13 protein-coding genes are annotated in these 18,086 nt (G+C 41.9%); 8 read left to right on the top strand and 5 right to left on the bottom strand.

All coding sequences use genetic code 11. The features are described from left to right. Positions 1–70: 70 nt before the first annotated feature. From AC1DUD_RS08100 to AC1DUD_RS08090, 3 genes are all read right to left on the bottom strand, one after another. Complete coding sequence (locus AC1DUD_RS08100) at positions 71–1,696, bottom strand: SusD/RagB family nutrient-binding outer membrane lipoprotein (protein WP_477373409.1); 1,626 nt, start codon at positions 1,694–1,696, stop codon at positions 71–73. A 7-nt stretch (positions 1,697–1,703) separates the two neighbouring features. After that, positions 1,704–4,883: a SusC/RagA family TonB-linked outer membrane protein gene (locus tag AC1DUD_RS08095; protein ID WP_477373407.1), complete on the bottom strand. Its 3,180-nt coding sequence runs from the start codon at positions 4,881–4,883 to the stop codon at positions 1,704–1,706. 364 nt (positions 4,884–5,247) lie between these two features. Next, entirely contained in the window at positions 5,248–6,906 is a 1,659-nt protein-coding gene (locus AC1DUD_RS08090) for a L,D-transpeptidase family protein (protein WP_477373405.1), read from the bottom strand. 511 nt (positions 6,907–7,417) lie between these two features. Here AC1DUD_RS08090 and AC1DUD_RS08085 point away from each other — a divergent pair. Beyond that, on the top strand, positions 7,418–8,062 hold the full coding sequence (locus AC1DUD_RS08085) for a redoxin domain-containing protein (protein WP_477373403.1): 645 nt from the start codon (positions 7,418–7,420) through the stop codon (positions 8,060–8,062). A gap of 150 nt (positions 8,063–8,212) precedes the next feature. Here the strand turns inward: AC1DUD_RS08085 and AC1DUD_RS08080 are convergent, their stop codons facing one another. Beyond that, a complete protein-coding gene (locus AC1DUD_RS08080) occupies positions 8,213–9,145 on the bottom strand; it encodes an AraC family transcriptional regulator (RefSeq protein ID WP_477373401.1) in 933 nt (310 codons plus the stop codon). Positions 9,146–9,300: 155 nt separating this feature from the next. On the opposite strand from AC1DUD_RS08080, the gene AC1DUD_RS08075 reads away from it, so the two are divergent. Both AC1DUD_RS08075 and AC1DUD_RS08070 read left to right on the top strand, forming a co-directional pair. Further along, positions 9,301–10,803, top strand: coding sequence for an aldehyde dehydrogenase family protein (locus AC1DUD_RS08075; protein ID WP_477373399.1), 1,503 nt, complete (start codon positions 9,301–9,303; stop codon positions 10,801–10,803). Positions 10,804–10,911: 108 nt separating this feature from the next. After that, positions 10,912–11,286 (top strand): DUF779 domain-containing protein, encoded by a 375-nt coding sequence (locus AC1DUD_RS08070; protein ID WP_477373397.1) that lies wholly within the window; start codon positions 10,912–10,914, stop codon positions 11,284–11,286. Between the two features lie 119 nt (positions 11,287–11,405). Here the strand turns inward: AC1DUD_RS08070 and AC1DUD_RS08065 are convergent, their stop codons facing one another. Continuing rightward, complete coding sequence (locus AC1DUD_RS08065) at positions 11,406–12,638, bottom strand: alpha/beta hydrolase-fold protein (RefSeq protein WP_477373395.1); 1,233 nt, start codon at positions 12,636–12,638, stop codon at positions 11,406–11,408. Between the two features lie 179 nt (positions 12,639–12,817). Between AC1DUD_RS08065 and AC1DUD_RS08060 the strand changes: the two genes are divergently transcribed. From AC1DUD_RS08060 to AC1DUD_RS08040, 5 genes are all read left to right on the top strand, one after another. Beyond that, on the top strand, positions 12,818–13,504 hold the full coding sequence (locus tag AC1DUD_RS08060) for a hypothetical protein (protein ID WP_477373393.1): 687 nt from the start codon (positions 12,818–12,820) through the stop codon (positions 13,502–13,504). A gap of 87 nt (positions 13,505–13,591) precedes the next feature. Then, on the top strand, positions 13,592–15,133 hold the full coding sequence (locus AC1DUD_RS08055) for an MFS transporter (RefSeq protein WP_477373391.1): 1,542 nt from the start codon (positions 13,592–13,594) through the stop codon (positions 15,131–15,133). Between the two features lie 181 nt (positions 15,134–15,314). Continuing rightward, entirely contained in the window at positions 15,315–15,896 is a 582-nt protein-coding gene (locus AC1DUD_RS08050; RefSeq protein ID WP_477373389.1) for a hypothetical protein, read from the top strand. A 243-nt stretch (positions 15,897–16,139) separates the two neighbouring features. Next, positions 16,140–16,721 carry an RNA polymerase sigma factor gene (locus AC1DUD_RS08045; protein WP_477373387.1) on the top strand — a complete coding sequence of 194 codons (582 nt, stop codon included), beginning with the start codon at positions 16,140–16,142 and terminating at the stop codon, positions 16,719–16,721. Between the two features lie 177 nt (positions 16,722–16,898). Next, the gene (locus tag AC1DUD_RS08040) at positions 16,899–18,065 is read left to right on the top strand and encodes a FecR family protein (RefSeq protein WP_477373385.1); all 1,167 of its coding nucleotides are present in this window, start codon (positions 16,899–16,901) and stop codon (positions 18,063–18,065) included. The last annotated feature ends 21 nt before the right edge of the window (positions 18,066–18,086 follow it).

Raw genomic sequence — 18,086 nt, 5'->3', positions numbered from 1 at the left:
TGGTTGTAAAATTAAAAAACAAGGCTATGAAGCCATAGCCTTGTTTTTAACAGAATCTATAATAGGGGTATTATTTATCCCACCAAACTCTTGCGGTGAAAGTATCTCCTCCTGAAAGGTTATTAACAGCGGCTTTGTAGTTTGCACCGTTGGTAGTTATCAGGGTAAGCGGATATATAATGCGACGCGGAATAGAACCGTCAGTGAACTGACCAACGTACTTAACCGGCGTAAGAACCGGGATACCTGTTCTTCTCCAGTTTGCCCATGTTTCATTATGGATAAAGGTTGATGATGTTTCAACATAATATTCCATATTGATTTGCTGCAATGCTGTACCTGGTACCAGTGGGTGCGCGTTTGCATAAGCTGTTGCTGTTGCGGTGCTGATTGTAGCAGCAGCATTAAACTGAGCAAGTTCAAGCTGGTTAGCTATAAGTGCGTTTGAATAGTGCGTAGCAGCAGCGCCTGTGGCCCAGCCTTTTGTAGCAGCTTCAGCTAATAACAACTCGGTTTCGCCATAAGTTAAAAGCATATTGATACCACTTTTATCAACAGGCGAAATGCCACTACCTGAAGTATAATAAACTTGCAACCTTGGACGTGAATATTTACCAACAGGAGCCGGAGCATCATTCGTAACGGCAGGATCAGCAGGTGAAGTGCCCGGATAACCAGGTGCTTTGCTGATATCAGTTGCACCGCCATTAAGGTCATAACCATTTGGCATACCGTGTTGAACTGCCGCATCGTTATTACCTGCCTTTGTTTCATCAGAGTTTGCTGCTTTACCAGTTCCGGATGCAATCTCAGCAATAGCCGAGATCCTTGGATCGGCAGTGGTTTGCATATAGTCGATCAGGGTTTTTGACCAGCGTACTTCCCTGAAATCATCAGGAACGGTTAGGGCATTTATTGTACTGTTTGCATTACCGTTAGCATTATCGGTTTTTACTTTTGCGTTGTCATCAATGCTGGTCATTGTACCGGCGGCATATGCTTTTTCCACATATTTTTTAGCGGTAGCAGCATCAGCCTTAGTTAAACGCATAGCAACCCTTACCATCAATGAATAACCTAACCTTTTCCATTTGGTTATATCACCGCTATAGAAAAGATCAGAGCTTGGTTTGTCTTTTGAAGCATCAAGACCGGCAGTAGCACCATCAAGATCCGCAAGCATGGAATTGTAAACATCCTGCTGTTTGTCAAATTTAGGTGTAAAGATCCCTTGCTTGGCCATACCTGCTTCAGAATAAGGAATATCACCATAAGCATCCGTTACACGCTGTAAAATGAACACTTTCATAATGGTGGCAATTTTATTCAAATTGGCATATTCGGCTTTACCATCTGTAAGGTTCTTCATTTCCTGTACAAGGGTTTCGGCATTGTAACCGCTATTGTAAACCCTTGCTTTGTAGTCATTAAATGAACCCTTATAGATGTATTTGTCACCGTTGCCATAATAATCGTAAGTTGAAGCCAACGATTGTGACCACATGCTTTGATAAAGCAACTGATCATATCCGGTTTGCGAGTACTGGATCTGGGCCTGGGCCAAAAGAAAGTTAGGATTAAATACGGCAGCCGAAGTTTTATTTGGGTCGGTATTTATCTTGGTGAAATCTTTTGTACAACCCGAAACAAGAGCCGCGGCTAAACAAAGGCCGCTATATATGAGTCGTTTTTTCATCTCTCTGTTATTTTTTAAGTTTAAAGTTAACATTTATACCATAGGTACGTGTGCTTGGTAAGCTCGTACCTTCGATACCTGCGTAATTGATGCTGTTTGCAAAGCCCGACTCAGGATCGATGTTGGTGGCATATTTCTTGATTGTCCAAAGGTTACGGCCAACTAATGATACCGTTACGCCATTAAACGGTGTGCCGGTAAGGAAGCCTTTTGTAAAGGTATAACCTGCAGTAACCTGGCGTAACTTAATAAAGCTGCCATTAAGCACGTTAATCGCTGAAACTCTTTGTGCCAGGGCCTGGTAGTAAACTTCAGCCTCAACCGCTTTGGTGTTTTTCTGACCATCTTCGGTTACACCGTCGCCTACAACACCACCTTCACGACCAGGCAAGGTTGATTTATTTAAACCTCTGTAGGTACTGTAATAGTTGGTTGCTGATAAGATTTTATTGCCAAACCTGTAATCAATCAGGAACGATAACGAAATATGTTTGTAGTTGAAATCATTGTTAAAACCACCATAGATCTTTGGCACAGTAGTACCATGAGGAGTTCGCACACCGTCTGACTCAGGAAGGCCGTTTGAGTCAAAAATGATCTGACCCGAAGCGTTACGTTTGTAATCGCTTGCCATAACCTGAGGGCCTGGTAAGCCTACTACAAGTGCAAGATTAGCATTTAATGGTCTGTAAGTACCTAAACCCTGGGTAGTGTTAAGCTCATCAGTTTTCAAAACCTTATTTTTTACATAAGTGAAATTTAATGAGGTTGACCAAGAGAAAGATGGTGTTTGGATCGGTATGCCTTTTAATTCAGCTTCGATACCTTTGTTCTGAATTGATTGTGTAGCGATATAGTGGTTATTATAACCTGAAGAAATATCAAGTGAACCTTTCAGAATCTCATCCTTTGTTTTACGTTGGAAGTAAGCCACATCAAGTCCGGCACGGCCGTTTAGGAATTTCAGCTCAGTACCAACTTCAGTTTCTGTAAGCGTATAAGGCTTCAGGAAGTAGTTGGGTAAATCGAGCGGGAAACTACCTGTAACAGATCCATTAACAGGGTTATTGATATTGTAGTATTGCTGAGTTATATAAACACCAGGCTCGGTGCTGGTTTTAGCATATGAAACGCGTAATTTACCAAAGTCAAGCGCTGGCCAGTGTGTAAACTCCGAGAATATAAAGCTACCGGCTACCGATGGGGTAAAGATGTTTCCGTTACCTTTTACGACAACTGGATATAGTGTTGAGTAGGTATCGTAACGACCAGTGGTACTCAATATCAGGTAGTTTTTAAGTGACAAGTCAACAGTATAATAAGCTGAGTTAACTCGTGACTGATTGAACTGATAGTTTGCCGCATTTTTGGTTTGCAGGTTTGAATAGCTATAAAAATAAGGCAAGATGAACGGCCCACCGCTTAAGCTTGTGTAAGTGTAGCTGTTTCTGCGTTGGTTAGCACCAGCCGAAGCATCGAATGATAAGAAATCTTTGATGATATCGTGTTTTACACCTAACAAAGCGTCATAGTTTATTTCATATTGCTGTGCTGTTGATTGTTCATCCAAACCGCCTGCAGCATTGCTTGAGTAAGCAGTACCGGTAGGAGTTACTTTAAAGCGACTGTCATTAATGTTATCATAACCTATACGAGCTTGTAAATAGATCCATTTTGTGAAGTCGTAACGGGCAGTGATTGATGAAATCAAACGCTTCCTACCTGTATTATTAATGAAGTTATTTGCAGCAAAATATGGGTTAGTAACGTAAATGTCATTGTTCCATTGTTGTTCAGCACCAGTAGCTGTTGTGCCAGGGCTTAATGCAGCCTGATCTTCATTGGCAGCCAGAAACAATACGTTGTTCGGGTTACCCGGGCCGTCACTTAAACTTGGTCTGTTTTTGGAATCTTCAATAAGATAATTGGCTACAACAGAAACGTTTAATTTGTCAGTAACGTTTTGATTAACATTTAAATTGAAAGTTTTCCTGTTTAAATCACTATTCGGAATAATAGAGTTTGCGTGAGCATTAGAAAGCGATAACCTGAATGCACCAGTTTCATTACCTCCATCAAACGATACAGTGTTAGTGAACGTATTGCCCGTACGATAAAAATCGAGGTAGTTGTTTTTGTTTGAATACGGATACATTTTACCGTCAAACTGGATTGTTTGCTTACCGTCAAGTTTTTCGCCCCAGCCTAAGTTACCGGTTGATATAGCACTTGCCACATTAGACGGTCGTACACCATGCTCGCCCTGTCCGTAAACTGTTTGGAAATCCTCGTTATTAACAGGTTTGTCGGCCTGGTAGTTAGAATTAAATTCAACACCAAAGCCTGAATTTTTCTTGCCGGTTTTGGTTGTAATTAAAATTACACCATTTGATGCCCTTGCACCGTATAATGCTGATGCCGACTGACCTTTCAGTACAGTGATAGTTTCAACGTCGTCGGGGTTAATATTGGAAATACCATCACCATAATCCGCACCACCCCATTCGCCTGATGTACCGCGTGATGAGTTATCCATTGGTACACCATTGATAACAAATAATGGTGAACCTGCCGAGCCGCTGGTTACACCACGTAATAGGATCCTTGCAGATGAACCTGGACCACCGTTTACACCACTGATACTTAAACCGGCAACGCGGCCTTCTAATGAATAGGCAACGTTTGATTCTTTTGCTTTATCAAGCAGGTCACCTTTAACGGTTGATACGGCGTATCCTAACTTTTTCGATTCTTTTTTAATACCTAAGGCCGTTACTACAACCTCATTCAGGTTTGTATTAGAGTTTAAGGTAATAGTTATTGTTGATTTACCTCCTGCCGCAACTTCTTTGGTGCCATAGCCAATGTAGCTTACAATTAACACCGTGTTGGGCTGCACATCAAGTGTAAAGTTACCGTTAGCATCACTTTGGGTACCTGTGGTGGTGCCTTTGATCCTAATGCTTACACCTACAAGAGGCTCGCCTTTTTCGTCAACTACCTTACCGGTAAGTTTTGCGAAGTTTAAGTTAAAATTAAAGTTTGAATTGGTTTTTGCTTTTGGCGCTTCAGCAGCCGAAGCCTGAATGTTCAGGAGCACCATACCTGCAATGGCAAATTTACACAGGTTGAGGGATTTTGATACCCATGGCCTGTGTACACCCACCGGGTGTTTGAAAAATTTCATATTTTATTGAATTTAAAGGGAGTTAATAGCGAAGCGCCCTGGAAGCACTGCGCAGTTATAAACATTCAAAAATCTTTTTCGGGGCAGTAATCCCCTCCGGGTAATTATTGCCTGTAGCGGGGAGAGTAAGCTTTTTTTACATAGGCATCAGTTTTCCTGGGTTTATTAATAATGTCATATAGTTTGGTTAACGGATCACCGTGCTAAAGGAAAAGCATCCTTTGAAGGGGCGCACTATGGTGATTTAAAGTGAGGACAATTAAATTTTAGCGATTGCCTACAAACCCGTAAAAAATATTTTACAATTATTATTTACCAGTATTTTAAACTGCCATAAGAAGAAAAAAGGGAGATAAAAGGGCTTTTAGTACTGCCCGCTGCCTGATATGATCATAGATGCAAGCTGATCATCACGGTCATAGATATCCTTGCGGAAATTGAGCAGGTTATCCCTGTCTGTAAAGGCGGTAAAATAGGCTATAAATACAGGCATCTTTTGTTTAAGTGTAACCTGTTGCTCTTTACCAAGATGCATAGCTTTATTAATGCGCAGGGCTGTCCAGGTGCTATCGTATTTTAAAAGAAAGGAAGCCAGTTTAGCCGGTTCGCCTACCCGGATACAGCCATGACTAAATGCACGTGACGATTCGCCGAATAACGAGCGTGAAGGCGTATCATGCAAATAAATACTGTAGCTGTTAGGGAACAGGAATTTAACCAGGCCTAATGAGTTGGCCGACCCCGGTTTTTGCTGAATTACCGGCAAACCGTTTTCACGACCGGTTATCACCATGTTGTGCTCATTAAGGTAATTGCGGTTGCTGCGCATAGCCGGCAATACCTCGTTGCGAACGATGCTTTCGGGCAGGTTCCAATAAGGACTGAATACAACATACTGCATTTCACCGTAAAATATAACCGTTTGATGTACTTTTTGCCCAACTACTACATTGCAACTCCATAATAAGCTGTCGGCGTGGTAAACGTGCAGCTTAAACTCAGGGATATTAACGGCGAGATAATCAGTATTTAAACTTACTGGTAACCAGCGGCAGCGTTCCATATTCACGATGATCTGCTTGATCCTCGATTTGAGCGGTACATTCATTTCGGACATGGTTCCCGGGCCGGGTAAACCATCGGCTGTAAGGCCATGCCTGAGCTGGAATTGGCTTATGGCTGCTTTTAGCTCGTCATCAAACTGTGTGTTTAATGTATCTCCCTTAAAATCTTCCAGTTTGTATAACCGGGTTTTTATTTGGGCAATTATCACTGATGAATCACCGGGCTTCAGTTTTTTGTTGAGTTTGATAGATTCCCAGTTTTCATGTGCATCGAGCTGGCGATATTTGGCGAGGAAATTTTTAAGCAGGTCATATTGGCGATACACCGGCTCTCCTATAGTAGATGCCTGTTTCGATGGTTTTTTTAGGAGTGTATCCAGGTAATCGTCATAAGCTATCTTTTTGCGTGGCAGAAACCAGTTTACCGCACGACTAACCGAATCGCTCATTCCGCGGAAAGCCAGTTTTGAAAACGCGAAATACTGGGCAGTAAGCATTAATTCGGTGCCGATATCAGGTTTTTTGATCTTAGTTTTTGAATGACTATCAAATATCAACGAGTCTAAATCCTTTTGATAGGGGATACCTTTATATATGCCCTCATTTTGCAGGTTCATCAGCCTGTCGTTCAGGTTCCCGGCCTGTTCAATCAATATGCCTTTTTCATACCATGCATAGGCGAATTTACGTTTGCGGTAAAAGCTCTTGAGATCCTGCTCATAGGGAATCAAAGCCGGATGGTTTTGTAGGAATGCTGCAATACGGGTGCTGTCAAATACAAGTTCGGTTTGATTGCTGAAATTACCCGGAATGGTCTTGGTCCACTCCTTAACCATTTTCTTTTTGAGGGAGTCAGTTTTGGAAAGCTTGTGCTTTTTAATGGGATTATTACAACTGGATAGGGCTAAAACGCTTAAAATAAATAAGATGATATGTTGCGGTTTTAGCCTGTTTTGCATAGTTAATTTATTGGTTATACGGAACGCCTGAAACAAAGTTATTGTTTTGCCGGCGTGTAATTCGTGATATAAATCATTTTATTTGGCGCTCAATAGCCAGAAACTTTTGCCATAAAAGAGGTTAAAATGTTTTTTTAAATAAATCCTACTAAGTTTATAGATATTATAGTATATTTGTCGTGTAGCATTCAAAAATATATGGCAAGTAACAGTTCAACCATTAGCAACAAGTATACACCAGCTCAAAGCAGTAGGGAAGTATATATGCCCATGTGTTGCTGTTGTTGATATTTCCCTCCGTATCCGCTGTTACACTTTAATATTTATTGACCTCATTTTAAAGATACATTTATGCACACATCCCGTAATAAACAAATAAGCAATGTTGCCCCGCCGGGTTTGCTCATGCGTTACAGGGTAGTTTATGGATTATGCCGTTGTTGTTGATTGGCAAAAATTTCAACAACAATTACCTAAAAACATTATCCATAACATCATAAATTAATTAGAAATGCAAACCACAAATAATAATAAATATCCTTTTTTTGACCTGCTTGAAGTTGTTGCCGAGCCTGATCTGAACTTTCGTAAGTTGAAATCATTACATCCAGTAAAGGCCGGCAATATCGTTCCTGAGTTTAAATTAAGTAACGATTATAGCCGCTGGCAGCAATTTTACAATGGTGCAGAAACGCACGGCCATATTTCGCAAAGGAATTTATTAAGCAAACCTTTGGTTATCTCTTTTTATTCGCGCCATTGGGGACAGCAGGGTTTGGCACAGCTTAAACAATTGAATAACCTTCAGCATGAAGTTAAGGCAAGCGGTGGCAACCTGCTTATCATTAGTGATGAGCATACTGAAGATCTTGAAAAATGGGCCTGGGAACAAAGCCTCACCCTTAATTTTTACCACGATACTGATAAGGAAATAGCTCAGCGGTTCAGGGTATATTCTGACGATTACCCGGTTTGGGACAGGTTTTCGGGCATTGACGAAAATGCACCGTTATTGGCTACATACATTATTGAACCATCAAAGCAGGTTATCTACAGCCATATCGATTGGGATTTTCTGGGCACTTTTGCAGCCGAAGAAATCATCAGCGCGGTTTATGAATCGGCATTGATCAATAACAGCCGAAAATCAGCTTAAAATATCTTTCTTCTGTTGTTTTAATAATCGCATTAAAGATTGAGTATCTGATGCAAAAGAGATCTTATACGTGTGGATAGTGTATATAGTATACTAAGCCTAACGTGTAAGATTTTCACTTTACGGTTGAAATGAAATTGACAGCTATATTTAATTCAACTGCCCGCCGCGCGACTTCGCTTTGTAATAGCTTGGTGTGATGCCCTCTATCTTTTTAAATGCCCTGCTAAAGTAATTGAGATTATTGAACCCGGCTTTAAAACAAGCTTCAGAAATGCTGTTATGTGGGTTATTCATCAATTGCTTGGCCAATTGCAGGCGCTCTTTAATGATATAATCAACCGGCGAAATCCCCAGCTCATGCCTGAAAGCCCGGAAAAAGCTGGCTTTGCTCATAAAAGCCATCTGGCTCAGGGCGTCAATATTAAGTTTATCACTTAAATGCACCCTTATATATTCCAGCACGTAGGCAAATCGGCTGCCGCTTGATAGCTCATGCAGGCTATCGCTGATCTCGTTGAGGTTTTGCATCTGCATAATACGGATCAGCAATTCCTTTAAAGTGAGGTTGGCCAGTACATCTTTGGTAAGCGCATCGCCGGTACTGATGCGGATAAGTTTGTTGATCAGCTGCGCAAGTTCGTAATTATTAAAAAAGTGGAACTGATTGTAATTCAATTGCCAGATCCGTTTATCTTCTCTCGGATAATTCTCGTTTAAAAAATCAAGCGTATCGGCAATTTCCTGGTGGTTAATGGCAAGGGCCGTGCATTGCGAGGGCTGATTGATAGTGGCCTCCGGGAAATCAATTTTCATGGTGATGTTTGGCGGAACGATAACTGTTTCGCCGGGGAGGTAATCAAAACCGGGTTTATCAAACAGGTGCATCACCTTTTTACCTCGCAGCATACTGGTAATTACCAGGTCGCTGAAAGTTAAGGGCACCAGTTCGCTGCGCTGAAAGGTTTCAAAAACGTTTAGCTCACAATGGTTCATGGTGTAAGCCTTGCGGTTTTCAATCAGCGTATTCAGTTCTTTTCCGTGTGAGAGGCTTAGCGGAGATAACAGGGTTTTGTTATTCATAGCCGTTTATAATTTATACCAAATTAGGCATACTTATTTTGATTAACAAACCGGTGCAAAAAATGCGAGCATTGTGCTACCATTTGAGAGCATAATGCAAATGCCTTACAGCGAGGTAGCTCTACATTAGTGTTACCAAAAAAACATGAAAAATTATGAGCGCTGTTTCTAAACCATCCTTTAAGGATAAGTACGACAATTTTATCGGCGGTAAGTTTGTTCCGCCTGTTAAAGGCGAATATTTTGATAACATTTCGCCCATTGATGGCAAGGTGTTCACCAAAGCTGCACGATCAGGAAAGGAAGATGTTGAACTGGCTTTGGATGCTGCTCATGCCGCATTCCCAACATGGGGCAAAACATCTGCCGCTCACCGGGCATCCTTATTAAATAAAATAGCCGATGTTATTGAGGCAAATCTGGAGTTTTTGGCTGTTGTTGAATGTATTGATAACGGCAAAGCCATCCGAGAATGCCGCGCCGCCGATTTACCGTTAGTGATTGATCACTTCCGCTATTTTGCCGGAGTGATTCGTGCCGAAGAGGGCGGTATTTCCGAACATGATGAATATACTGTAAGTATTTGTTTAAATGAGCCGTTGGGTGTGGTAGGACAGATCATTCCCTGGAATTTTCCTTTGCTCATGGCTACCTGGAAAATTGCGCCTGCGCTGGCTGCAGGTAATTGCTGTGTAGTGAAACCGGCCGAGCAAACACCAACATCAATTATGGTGCTGATGGAACTGGTTGGTGATATTTTGCCTCCGGGCGTTTTGAACATAATAACCGGTTTTGGTCCGGAGGCAGGTAAGCCACTGGCTTCTTCGCCAAGGGTTGCTAAGGTTTCTTTCACCGGTGAAACCACAACCGGTCGTCTGATCATGCAGTATGCATCTGAAAACCTTATCCCGGTTACTATGGAGCTTGGGGGTAAATCGCCAAATATCTTTTTTGAATCGGTTGGCGATGCGGATGATGAGTTTTTTGATAAGGCTGTTGAAGGCGCTGTACTGTTTGCCCTTAACCAGGGCGAAGTTTGTACCTGCCCCTCAAGGATCCTGGTTCATGAAAATATCTATGATAAATTTATGTCGCGGGTAATTGAGCGCACCAACGCTATCATTATGGGTAACCCTCTCGATGGCACTACGATGATGGGTGCGCAGGCCTCGAACGATCAGTATGAAAAAATTCAATCATACCTGAAAATTGGCAAGGAAGAAGGAGCGGAGGTGCTTTGTGGCGGTGAGATTAAAAAGCTGAATGGTGAATTGGAAGGTGGCTATTATATTCAGCCAACCTTGTTTAAGGGGAACAACAAAATGCGCATTTTTCAGGAAGAGATTTTTGGCCCGGTAGCCTGCGTAACCACGTTCAAAACCACTGAAGAAGCCATCGCGATAGCTAACGACACGCTTTATGGCTTAGGTGCCGGTGTATGGACACGCGATGCGCACGAACTTTACCAGGTACCACGCGCTATACTTGCCGGCAGGGTTTGGGTGAATAATTATCATGCTTACCCGGCGCATGCACCGTTCGGCGGGTATAAAAAATCAGGTTTTGGCCGCGAAAATCATAAAATGATGCTTGGTCATTACCGTCAAACTAAAAACATGCTGATCTCATATAATAAGAACAAACTGGGATTTTTTTAACAGTCGATCCCCTGTTTCCAGACTTACGAAGTTTACAAGACTTCGTAAGTCTTTATGCGTTTGAGTATTTCTTCACCCTATCTTCGCTTCCTTGCGTGAAATAAGAAAATGATCAAAAGAGTAACCATAACTCCCGAAGCCTCCGGACTGATAGCCGAACTCAAATCGCGCTTTGGCGATCTGATGTTCCACCAAAGTGGTGGTTGCTGTGACGGCTCATCGCCCATGTGCTTTGAAAAAGGTGAGTTTAAACTGGGCGGCAGTGATGTGAAAATAGGAGAGGTGGATGGCTGTGAATTTTGGATGAGCAAGGATCAGTTTGAATACTGGCAGCATACCCAACTGCAGCTTGACATTACCAAAGGCCGCGGTTCCAGCTTTTCAATAGAGATCCCAACAGGGTTTAGGTTTATGATCCATTCAAGATTGTTTACCGGCGATGAGTTGAAAGACTTGGAGCCGGTGAGTTTTATTGAGGATTGATGACCGTATATATTCAACAAAAACGTCATTACGAGGTACGAAGCAATCCCCAAGAGGAAGAGCCGCTATGCAGGTTTCTCTGTAAAGTTCGCGATTGCTTCGTACCTCAATGACGGTAATTAATTTCCCGCCTGTACCTTATCCAGCTTATCAATAATCTCTTTGGTATACTTTATGGATAATGCTTTCTTGAAATACTTTTCGGCATTGGTTTTATCTCCACGGGCCAAAAAACAATCGCCCATACTGTCGTAAACATTAAAGTTTTTAGGGTAGTTGTCAATATTCACCTGGAAAAACATAGCTGCTTTTTCGTAATCCTTTTGTTGCAGAAATGCGTAGCCTATGCCATTCATCTCGGGCTCAGGCGGGTGTACAGTGTAGCCCCTTTCCGTAGACATTACTTTGTAATGCGCATCTATCATTTGCCTTAGCTGCACGGCAGTATACTGTTTGTCAAAATATTGATTATAAGGCTGGTTTCGCGGAAAGCGATTGTTTTTGAAAATGAAGCGAAGGCCATCATATTCGGCATTAAAGGGAACGGAATTATGATCGTCATCCGGATAGTATTTTTTAGCCCATTGCAGGTTATTTGCTTTATTGGCAGAAAGATCATCAGCCAGTTTCATGATCGACCGGATATGGTGTGATATTTCGGCCGTATCCTTTTTTACCTGTATCGTGTCCATGCCGGGGTTCATGGTGTTGGCAAAACCGAGGAAAAGTTTCCTGCCGTCAAAATTATTTTGTTTAAGGATACCAGCAGTTTGTTTAAGTAAGTTGTCATTGTCATAAAACATACTTGGGTCAATAGCTACATAGGCATTAAAAATCTGTGTATGTTTCAATAACATATTAATCACGGTTAACCCACCTAATGAATGACCGATCATGGTACGATAGGGAGCAGTAGGGTATTTCTTATCTATATAGGAAATCAATTCCTTTTCCATAAAAGCTGCAAAGTTTTCGCCCCCGCCGGATGATTTATCCATTGCGCTGTTGGTCGGTGTAAGATCGCGGGTGCGGTGGCCTGGCGTGTTCAGGATGCCAACTATGATCATTTGTGGGAATACTGTATTACCGGCAGTGGCGCTAAGTTCTTTGATCATGGTAACCAGCGACATGAAATGATCGTCAGCATCTAAAACGTACAAAACCGGAAACTCCGGTTTTGAAAAGTAGTTGGTATCATATCCTGGCGTATAAACCCAAAGCGGTCGGTTTTCTTTGAGGACGTCGGAATGAATTGTATCCACGCGTCCCAAAACTATGGGTTGTTGTGGCGGCTGTGCCTTTAGCAGGTATGCAAGTGTGAGGTGAATAAGTATCAGGATGAGCTTTTTCATGTGGCTGTCGATTTATGAATCAATGATACAGCAACAAAGCACCTTACAGAAGAAAATGGGATGAATGCCCCGGTTAGTGTGATGGAAATAATTGGGGTCTCATTTGCGTTTTACAACTAACAAAAAAACATGTTTAGATGTGTTTTTGTTAATTACACATAATCTATTAAATAATTGCTGTGCTAAATACCTACAATACTGCCCGTAAAAAAAATAGTTTAACAGGGTTTGAGAAAGTGATATTCGGATTAATAGCCGTGTTTACTATAGCGGCTATTGTGCTGTTTTTTGCCGATAAAACATATTTTGAGATGATTTACAACGCTGACGGAGGGTTTATAGGGTATGTTAACGTTTTGTTGCTGATTGTCATCTGCGGAGTATCTGCATTATATATAGTAAGGCTTTCCCGGTACCGCAGTATCCAATTTTGTATTGTTTTAATTTTAACAGGCATATCAAGCCTGATTTTTGCTGCTGGAATAATGGCAGCTTTGCCTGATCTTCTTCACGCACCAACGCATAACCTTTTCAAAATAAATAACACGCTATTGCATACAAAGGACGTAGTCAAAATTAACGAGGCGGGGAAAATTGCTTTCCGCTGGTTGCTGACCGCTGCTGGAGCGTTTTACTTTTTAATGCTTCCGTTTATATATCGGAGCAACTTTAAGGCTAAGCGGTTTATTGATAAAATTGGGATCCCTATTCCGCACCGCAATCATATCATAGCTGTAATCATATTAACTGTGTTGGCGGTGCTGTTTTCCGGAATAAACGAATCAGCAATTTTACAGCTTGATCTCACCGCTATATTCTTGCTGATCCTGCTTTGTCCGGAAAATATCGGCGTTTTCAGGAGATAGCTGTATTTTTTATTCTTCCACTGATCTCTTAATCCGATCATTTACTGCAACTTTGTAATAAACGTACCAATTATAACCTTATAAAACATGGCTACAGTTTCATTGGGCAGCCCGGCCGGTAAATGGATCATGGTTTCGGCTATACTGGCTTCGGCCATGGCATTTATTGATGGTACGGCGCTTAATGTAGTACTACCTGCCCTACAGCAAAGCCTTAATGCCAAAGGTGCCGACCTGTTCTGGATCCTGAATGCTTACCTGCTGATGCTTGCCTCCCTAATTCTGATAGGCGGTTCGCTGGGCGATAAACTGGGCCGGAAGAAGATCTTCATGGTCGGCGTCTTTATTTTTATAACCGGCTCGGCGCTTTGTGGCCTTTCGCCGGGAGTTTTTTATCTCATTGTTTTCAGGATCATACAAGGTATTGGTGGCGCACTGATGATCCCCGGAAGCCTTTCGTTGATCTCATCATCTATTGATGTAAAAGAAAGGGGCAAGGCTATAGGTACCTGGTCGGCCATTACAACGGTGGTTACCATGGGCGGGCCGGTGCTTGGCGGGGCTTTAGCCGATGCCGGTTTATGGCGGTATATATTTTTTATTAACGTGCCCATTGGAGTAGTGGCCTTGCTCATCCTGTGGCGCAAAGTGGCCGAAAGTAAAGATGATGGTACCGATCAATCCGTTGATTTTCCCGGAGCTGTTTCCATAGCATTTGGGCTTGCCTTACTTACGTTTGGTTTTTTACGTATGCCGGCGGTTGGTTTTAATAACTGGCAGGTTTACGGCTCGCTTACGGCAGGATTACTCTTGCTTACAGCGTTTTTGTACATAGAAGGGACAAGCAAGCATCCTATGATGCCGCTGAGACTGTTTAATAGTAAAACATTTAGCGGGATAAATTTGCTTACGTTTTTTCTGTATGCAGGCTTAGGCGGCGGCATGCTATTTATGTCGTTAAATTTAGTGCAGGTACAGGGATACAGCCAGTTGCAATCAGGTTTAACTTTTTTGCCTTTTACGGTGCTCATGATCTCCATTGCACGTTATGCAGGTGCTATTGCCGATAAAAAAGGGCCGCGTTTACTACTTATTGTTGGTCCGGCTTTGGCGGGAGTGGGGTTGCTGATGCTCTCGTTCATAAAACAAACTGCAGGGCCTTCTGATTACTGGACAAGTTTTTTCCCTGGTGTGATAGTTTTTGGTTCTGGTATGTCATTAACTGTAGCGCCGCTTACCGCAACGGTAATGGGTTCGGTGAGTGATCATTTTTCGGGCACCGCCTCAGGCATTAATAATGCCATGACCCGCATTGCCAACGTTTTTGCCAATGCCATTTTTGGTGCATTGGCTGTACTGTTTTTTTCGGGCGCTATGCAGGGCGAATTAAAAAAACTCCCGCTGAACGAAAAGGATAAAAAGGAGGTTATCGCGCAGTCGGCCAATTTGGGAAATGCCAAAGTGCCTGCTAATATTGATGGGGTCAATAAAAAGGCAATTGAAATTGCATATCATAATGGATTTATTTCGGCTTATAGCAATATTATGCGGATTTGTGCAGGGTTGGGGTTTTTAGGTGCACTGATGTCGGTTATTTTTATCAGGAACAGCGCTGTTAAAAAAGAGTGATTTTTCGTAGAGACGCAGCACATGCGTTTGCTTTTGGGCAGGCAGCCGAAAATCAATAACGCAGATGCATGTGATGCGTCTCTGCAAGGGTAACCATATGAAAAATTAAATCAGCTTTGCAACCATTTGTTTATCATCATCGTCTACCTTGTAAAATCAGATCCATCTAAAACTTACCGCTATGCTAAATCTAATATCCCCGCGAAATTTTGTAAAACTATTTGCTACTTGCTTTTTATGCCTTATCACTATCAGCGCGTTTGCACAGGATAAAACCAAAACGATAGGCAATAAGCTGCGGACCGGCTCATCCAACACTTCTTTCGATGCCGTTAAAGGCAGACAAGTTGGCATTGAAATGAATGCAGGTAAAAAACCTGTTCAGTTGCTCAGGCTAAGTTTCCACACCCAGAACCGTTCAAACGATAGTATCCCATTTAAAGTAAATGTTTATCAAATGGCCGGGAAGTTTCCAAACGAAGCTAATTTGGTTAAAGACGAAATAAAAGGCTATATCAAAAAATATAATAACCAGGATAATCACCAGCTAATTACAGTAGATCTATCGCCATATAATGTTAAGGTAGCCGGAGATATTGTAGTTTCTATTGAATTTTTGACAACTAAAACCGGTTCAAATATTGGTTTTGCCTGTGGTTTGTTTAACGGCGGCACCTTTCACAAAGACCTTGAAACCGAGCCATGGAAAAAGATCCCGGTTGTAGGCGTTGATTTTAATGTGTTGGTGAAAAAGTTAAAATAGATGCTTTAAATCCCCCTTTAAGGATACCCTTTCAAAGAAAAGCTTCTAAAAGACAAAGTCAGAAAGGTCATCAGGGGCCATAATACCAGAATTGGACATCAGACGGTATTGCTGAATAAAAATCGCGTTTACATCTTAGCGATAAAAGCATATATTTGGGTTGGTACATTTAAACTAAACATTAAGCCACCATGATGTTTGTATATGTAAGTTGTATACTGTCTCAAAAATTCTGAAAAACACATGGTCCCTGATGATCTGTATATAGCAGACGATGCTGAACTGCTAACGCTGTTAAGTGAAGGTAATAAACCTGCCTTTGATGCTTTGTATAATAAGTATTGGAAACAGGTTTACAATGCAGCTTATAAAAGGCTTAATGATACCGAGCGGGCGCAGGATATAGCCCAGGATGTATTTGTACAGTTATGGGTGCGCGGTTCGAAATCGCCAATTGAAAATTTGCCTGCCTATTTGCTGGTTGCCGCCCGTAATGGTGTTTTTAAATACATGGAAAAGGAATCGCGCTATGAGGCCCTGCCTGATACCGCACAGGAAATTGAAAGCCCCCTTGGCCGCGCCGATGCCAATGTACTACATGACGAGTTTTTGAAAGCTTTTAATGAGCTCATAGATACCTTGCCTCCCCAGCAACGCATCATATTCAATTTACGCTTTAATGAAGGCCTCTCAAGCCAGCAAATTGCCGATCAGTTGCAGATCTCGCCCAAAACCGTTCGCAACCAGATGGGGAAGGCCCTTGCTACACTTCGTAAGTCACTTTTCTTACTTCATGTGCTGCTTTATTTTTATCAAAAAGGTTGATAAAACGTTTTTATTATTGAATTGGTGTATTATTTTCACTCTTGTTGGTATTTTGTTGCGGATATTTTACCTGTTTGGCTTTAAAAGTATGATCTTTTCAAAAAAAAGTTTAAAAATATTTTTAATTGACGTGGGCTATTTTCATTTTGCCGACTCATGTATATATAAAGGATGTAAATGGACGAGGCGAGCAAACAATATTTTATACAAATACTAACAAAATACAGGCTTGGAGAGGCTACGCAGGAAGAAATTAAGTTCCTGCAGGCATATTACAACCTGTTTGATTTAAATGATGATCTTATTACTGATGAGAACGAGGCCGACTATGCACACCTGAAAGACGCCATTAAAGCTACGATTGATCAAAGAATAGCGCAGTACGAAAAAAAGCCCGTTACCCTGCCTTCAAGATCTGGCTGGATCAGGTACGCCATGGCAGCCTCAATTCTGTTGTTTATTTCGGTTGGTGCGTACTTTTTTATTCGCAACAGCCGTAAGGGCGATAATTTTGCAGTAAATACTTATAAAGGGATAGTGCCTGGTACTAACAAAGCTACGCTTACTTTAGCCAATGGTGCAACCATATCGCTTGATGACGCTAACAATGGGCAGATAGCTAAACAAGCCGGTGTTAAGATCACCAAGACCGCCGATGGGCAGATCGTTTACCAGGCCGAGGCGACAGGGCAGGAGCAGGCCGTTCAAAATACGGTTACCACGCCAAAAGGAGGTCAGTACAAGATCATCTTGCCCGATGGTACCAATGTTTGGCTTAACGCGGCTTCGTCAATAACTTATCCAACGGTATTTAAAGGTGCTAATCGTGAGGTAACACTCAATGGCGAAGGATACTTTGAAGTGGCTAAGAATAAAGCAATGCCTTTTAGGGTAAAATCTACCCTGCAAACTATAGAGGTGCTGGGTACGCATTTTAATATTGATACTTATGTTGATGAAGCACAGGTAAAAACCACGCTGCTGGAAGGTTCGGTAAAGGTTATTTCGGCAACCAGCTCCACGCTTATTATTCCCGGTCAACAGGCAGTAATTGACAGGGAAGGCAATGGCGCTATCAGCAAGCGGCAGGCAAACCTTGATAAGGAAGTGGCCTGGAAAAACGGTGTATTCTCATTTGCAGATGAGGATATTCGTGAGGTAATGCGCCAGGTGAGCCGCTGGTATGATATTGATGTGGTTTATGAGGGGGATATGCCCCACGAAAAGTTTTTTGGCGAAATTTCAAGAAGCAGCAACCTGGCCGATGTTTTCAGGATCCTGGAGCTTAACAACATGAAATTTGCGGTAGAAGGCAAAACGGTGAAAGTATCCTACAGTAAATAATATTTAACCTTAAACTTTATA

This window comes from Mucilaginibacter sp. P4_A11 (genome assembly GCF_056402535.1).
This window is presented reverse-complemented; position numbering and strand designations above follow the sequence as displayed.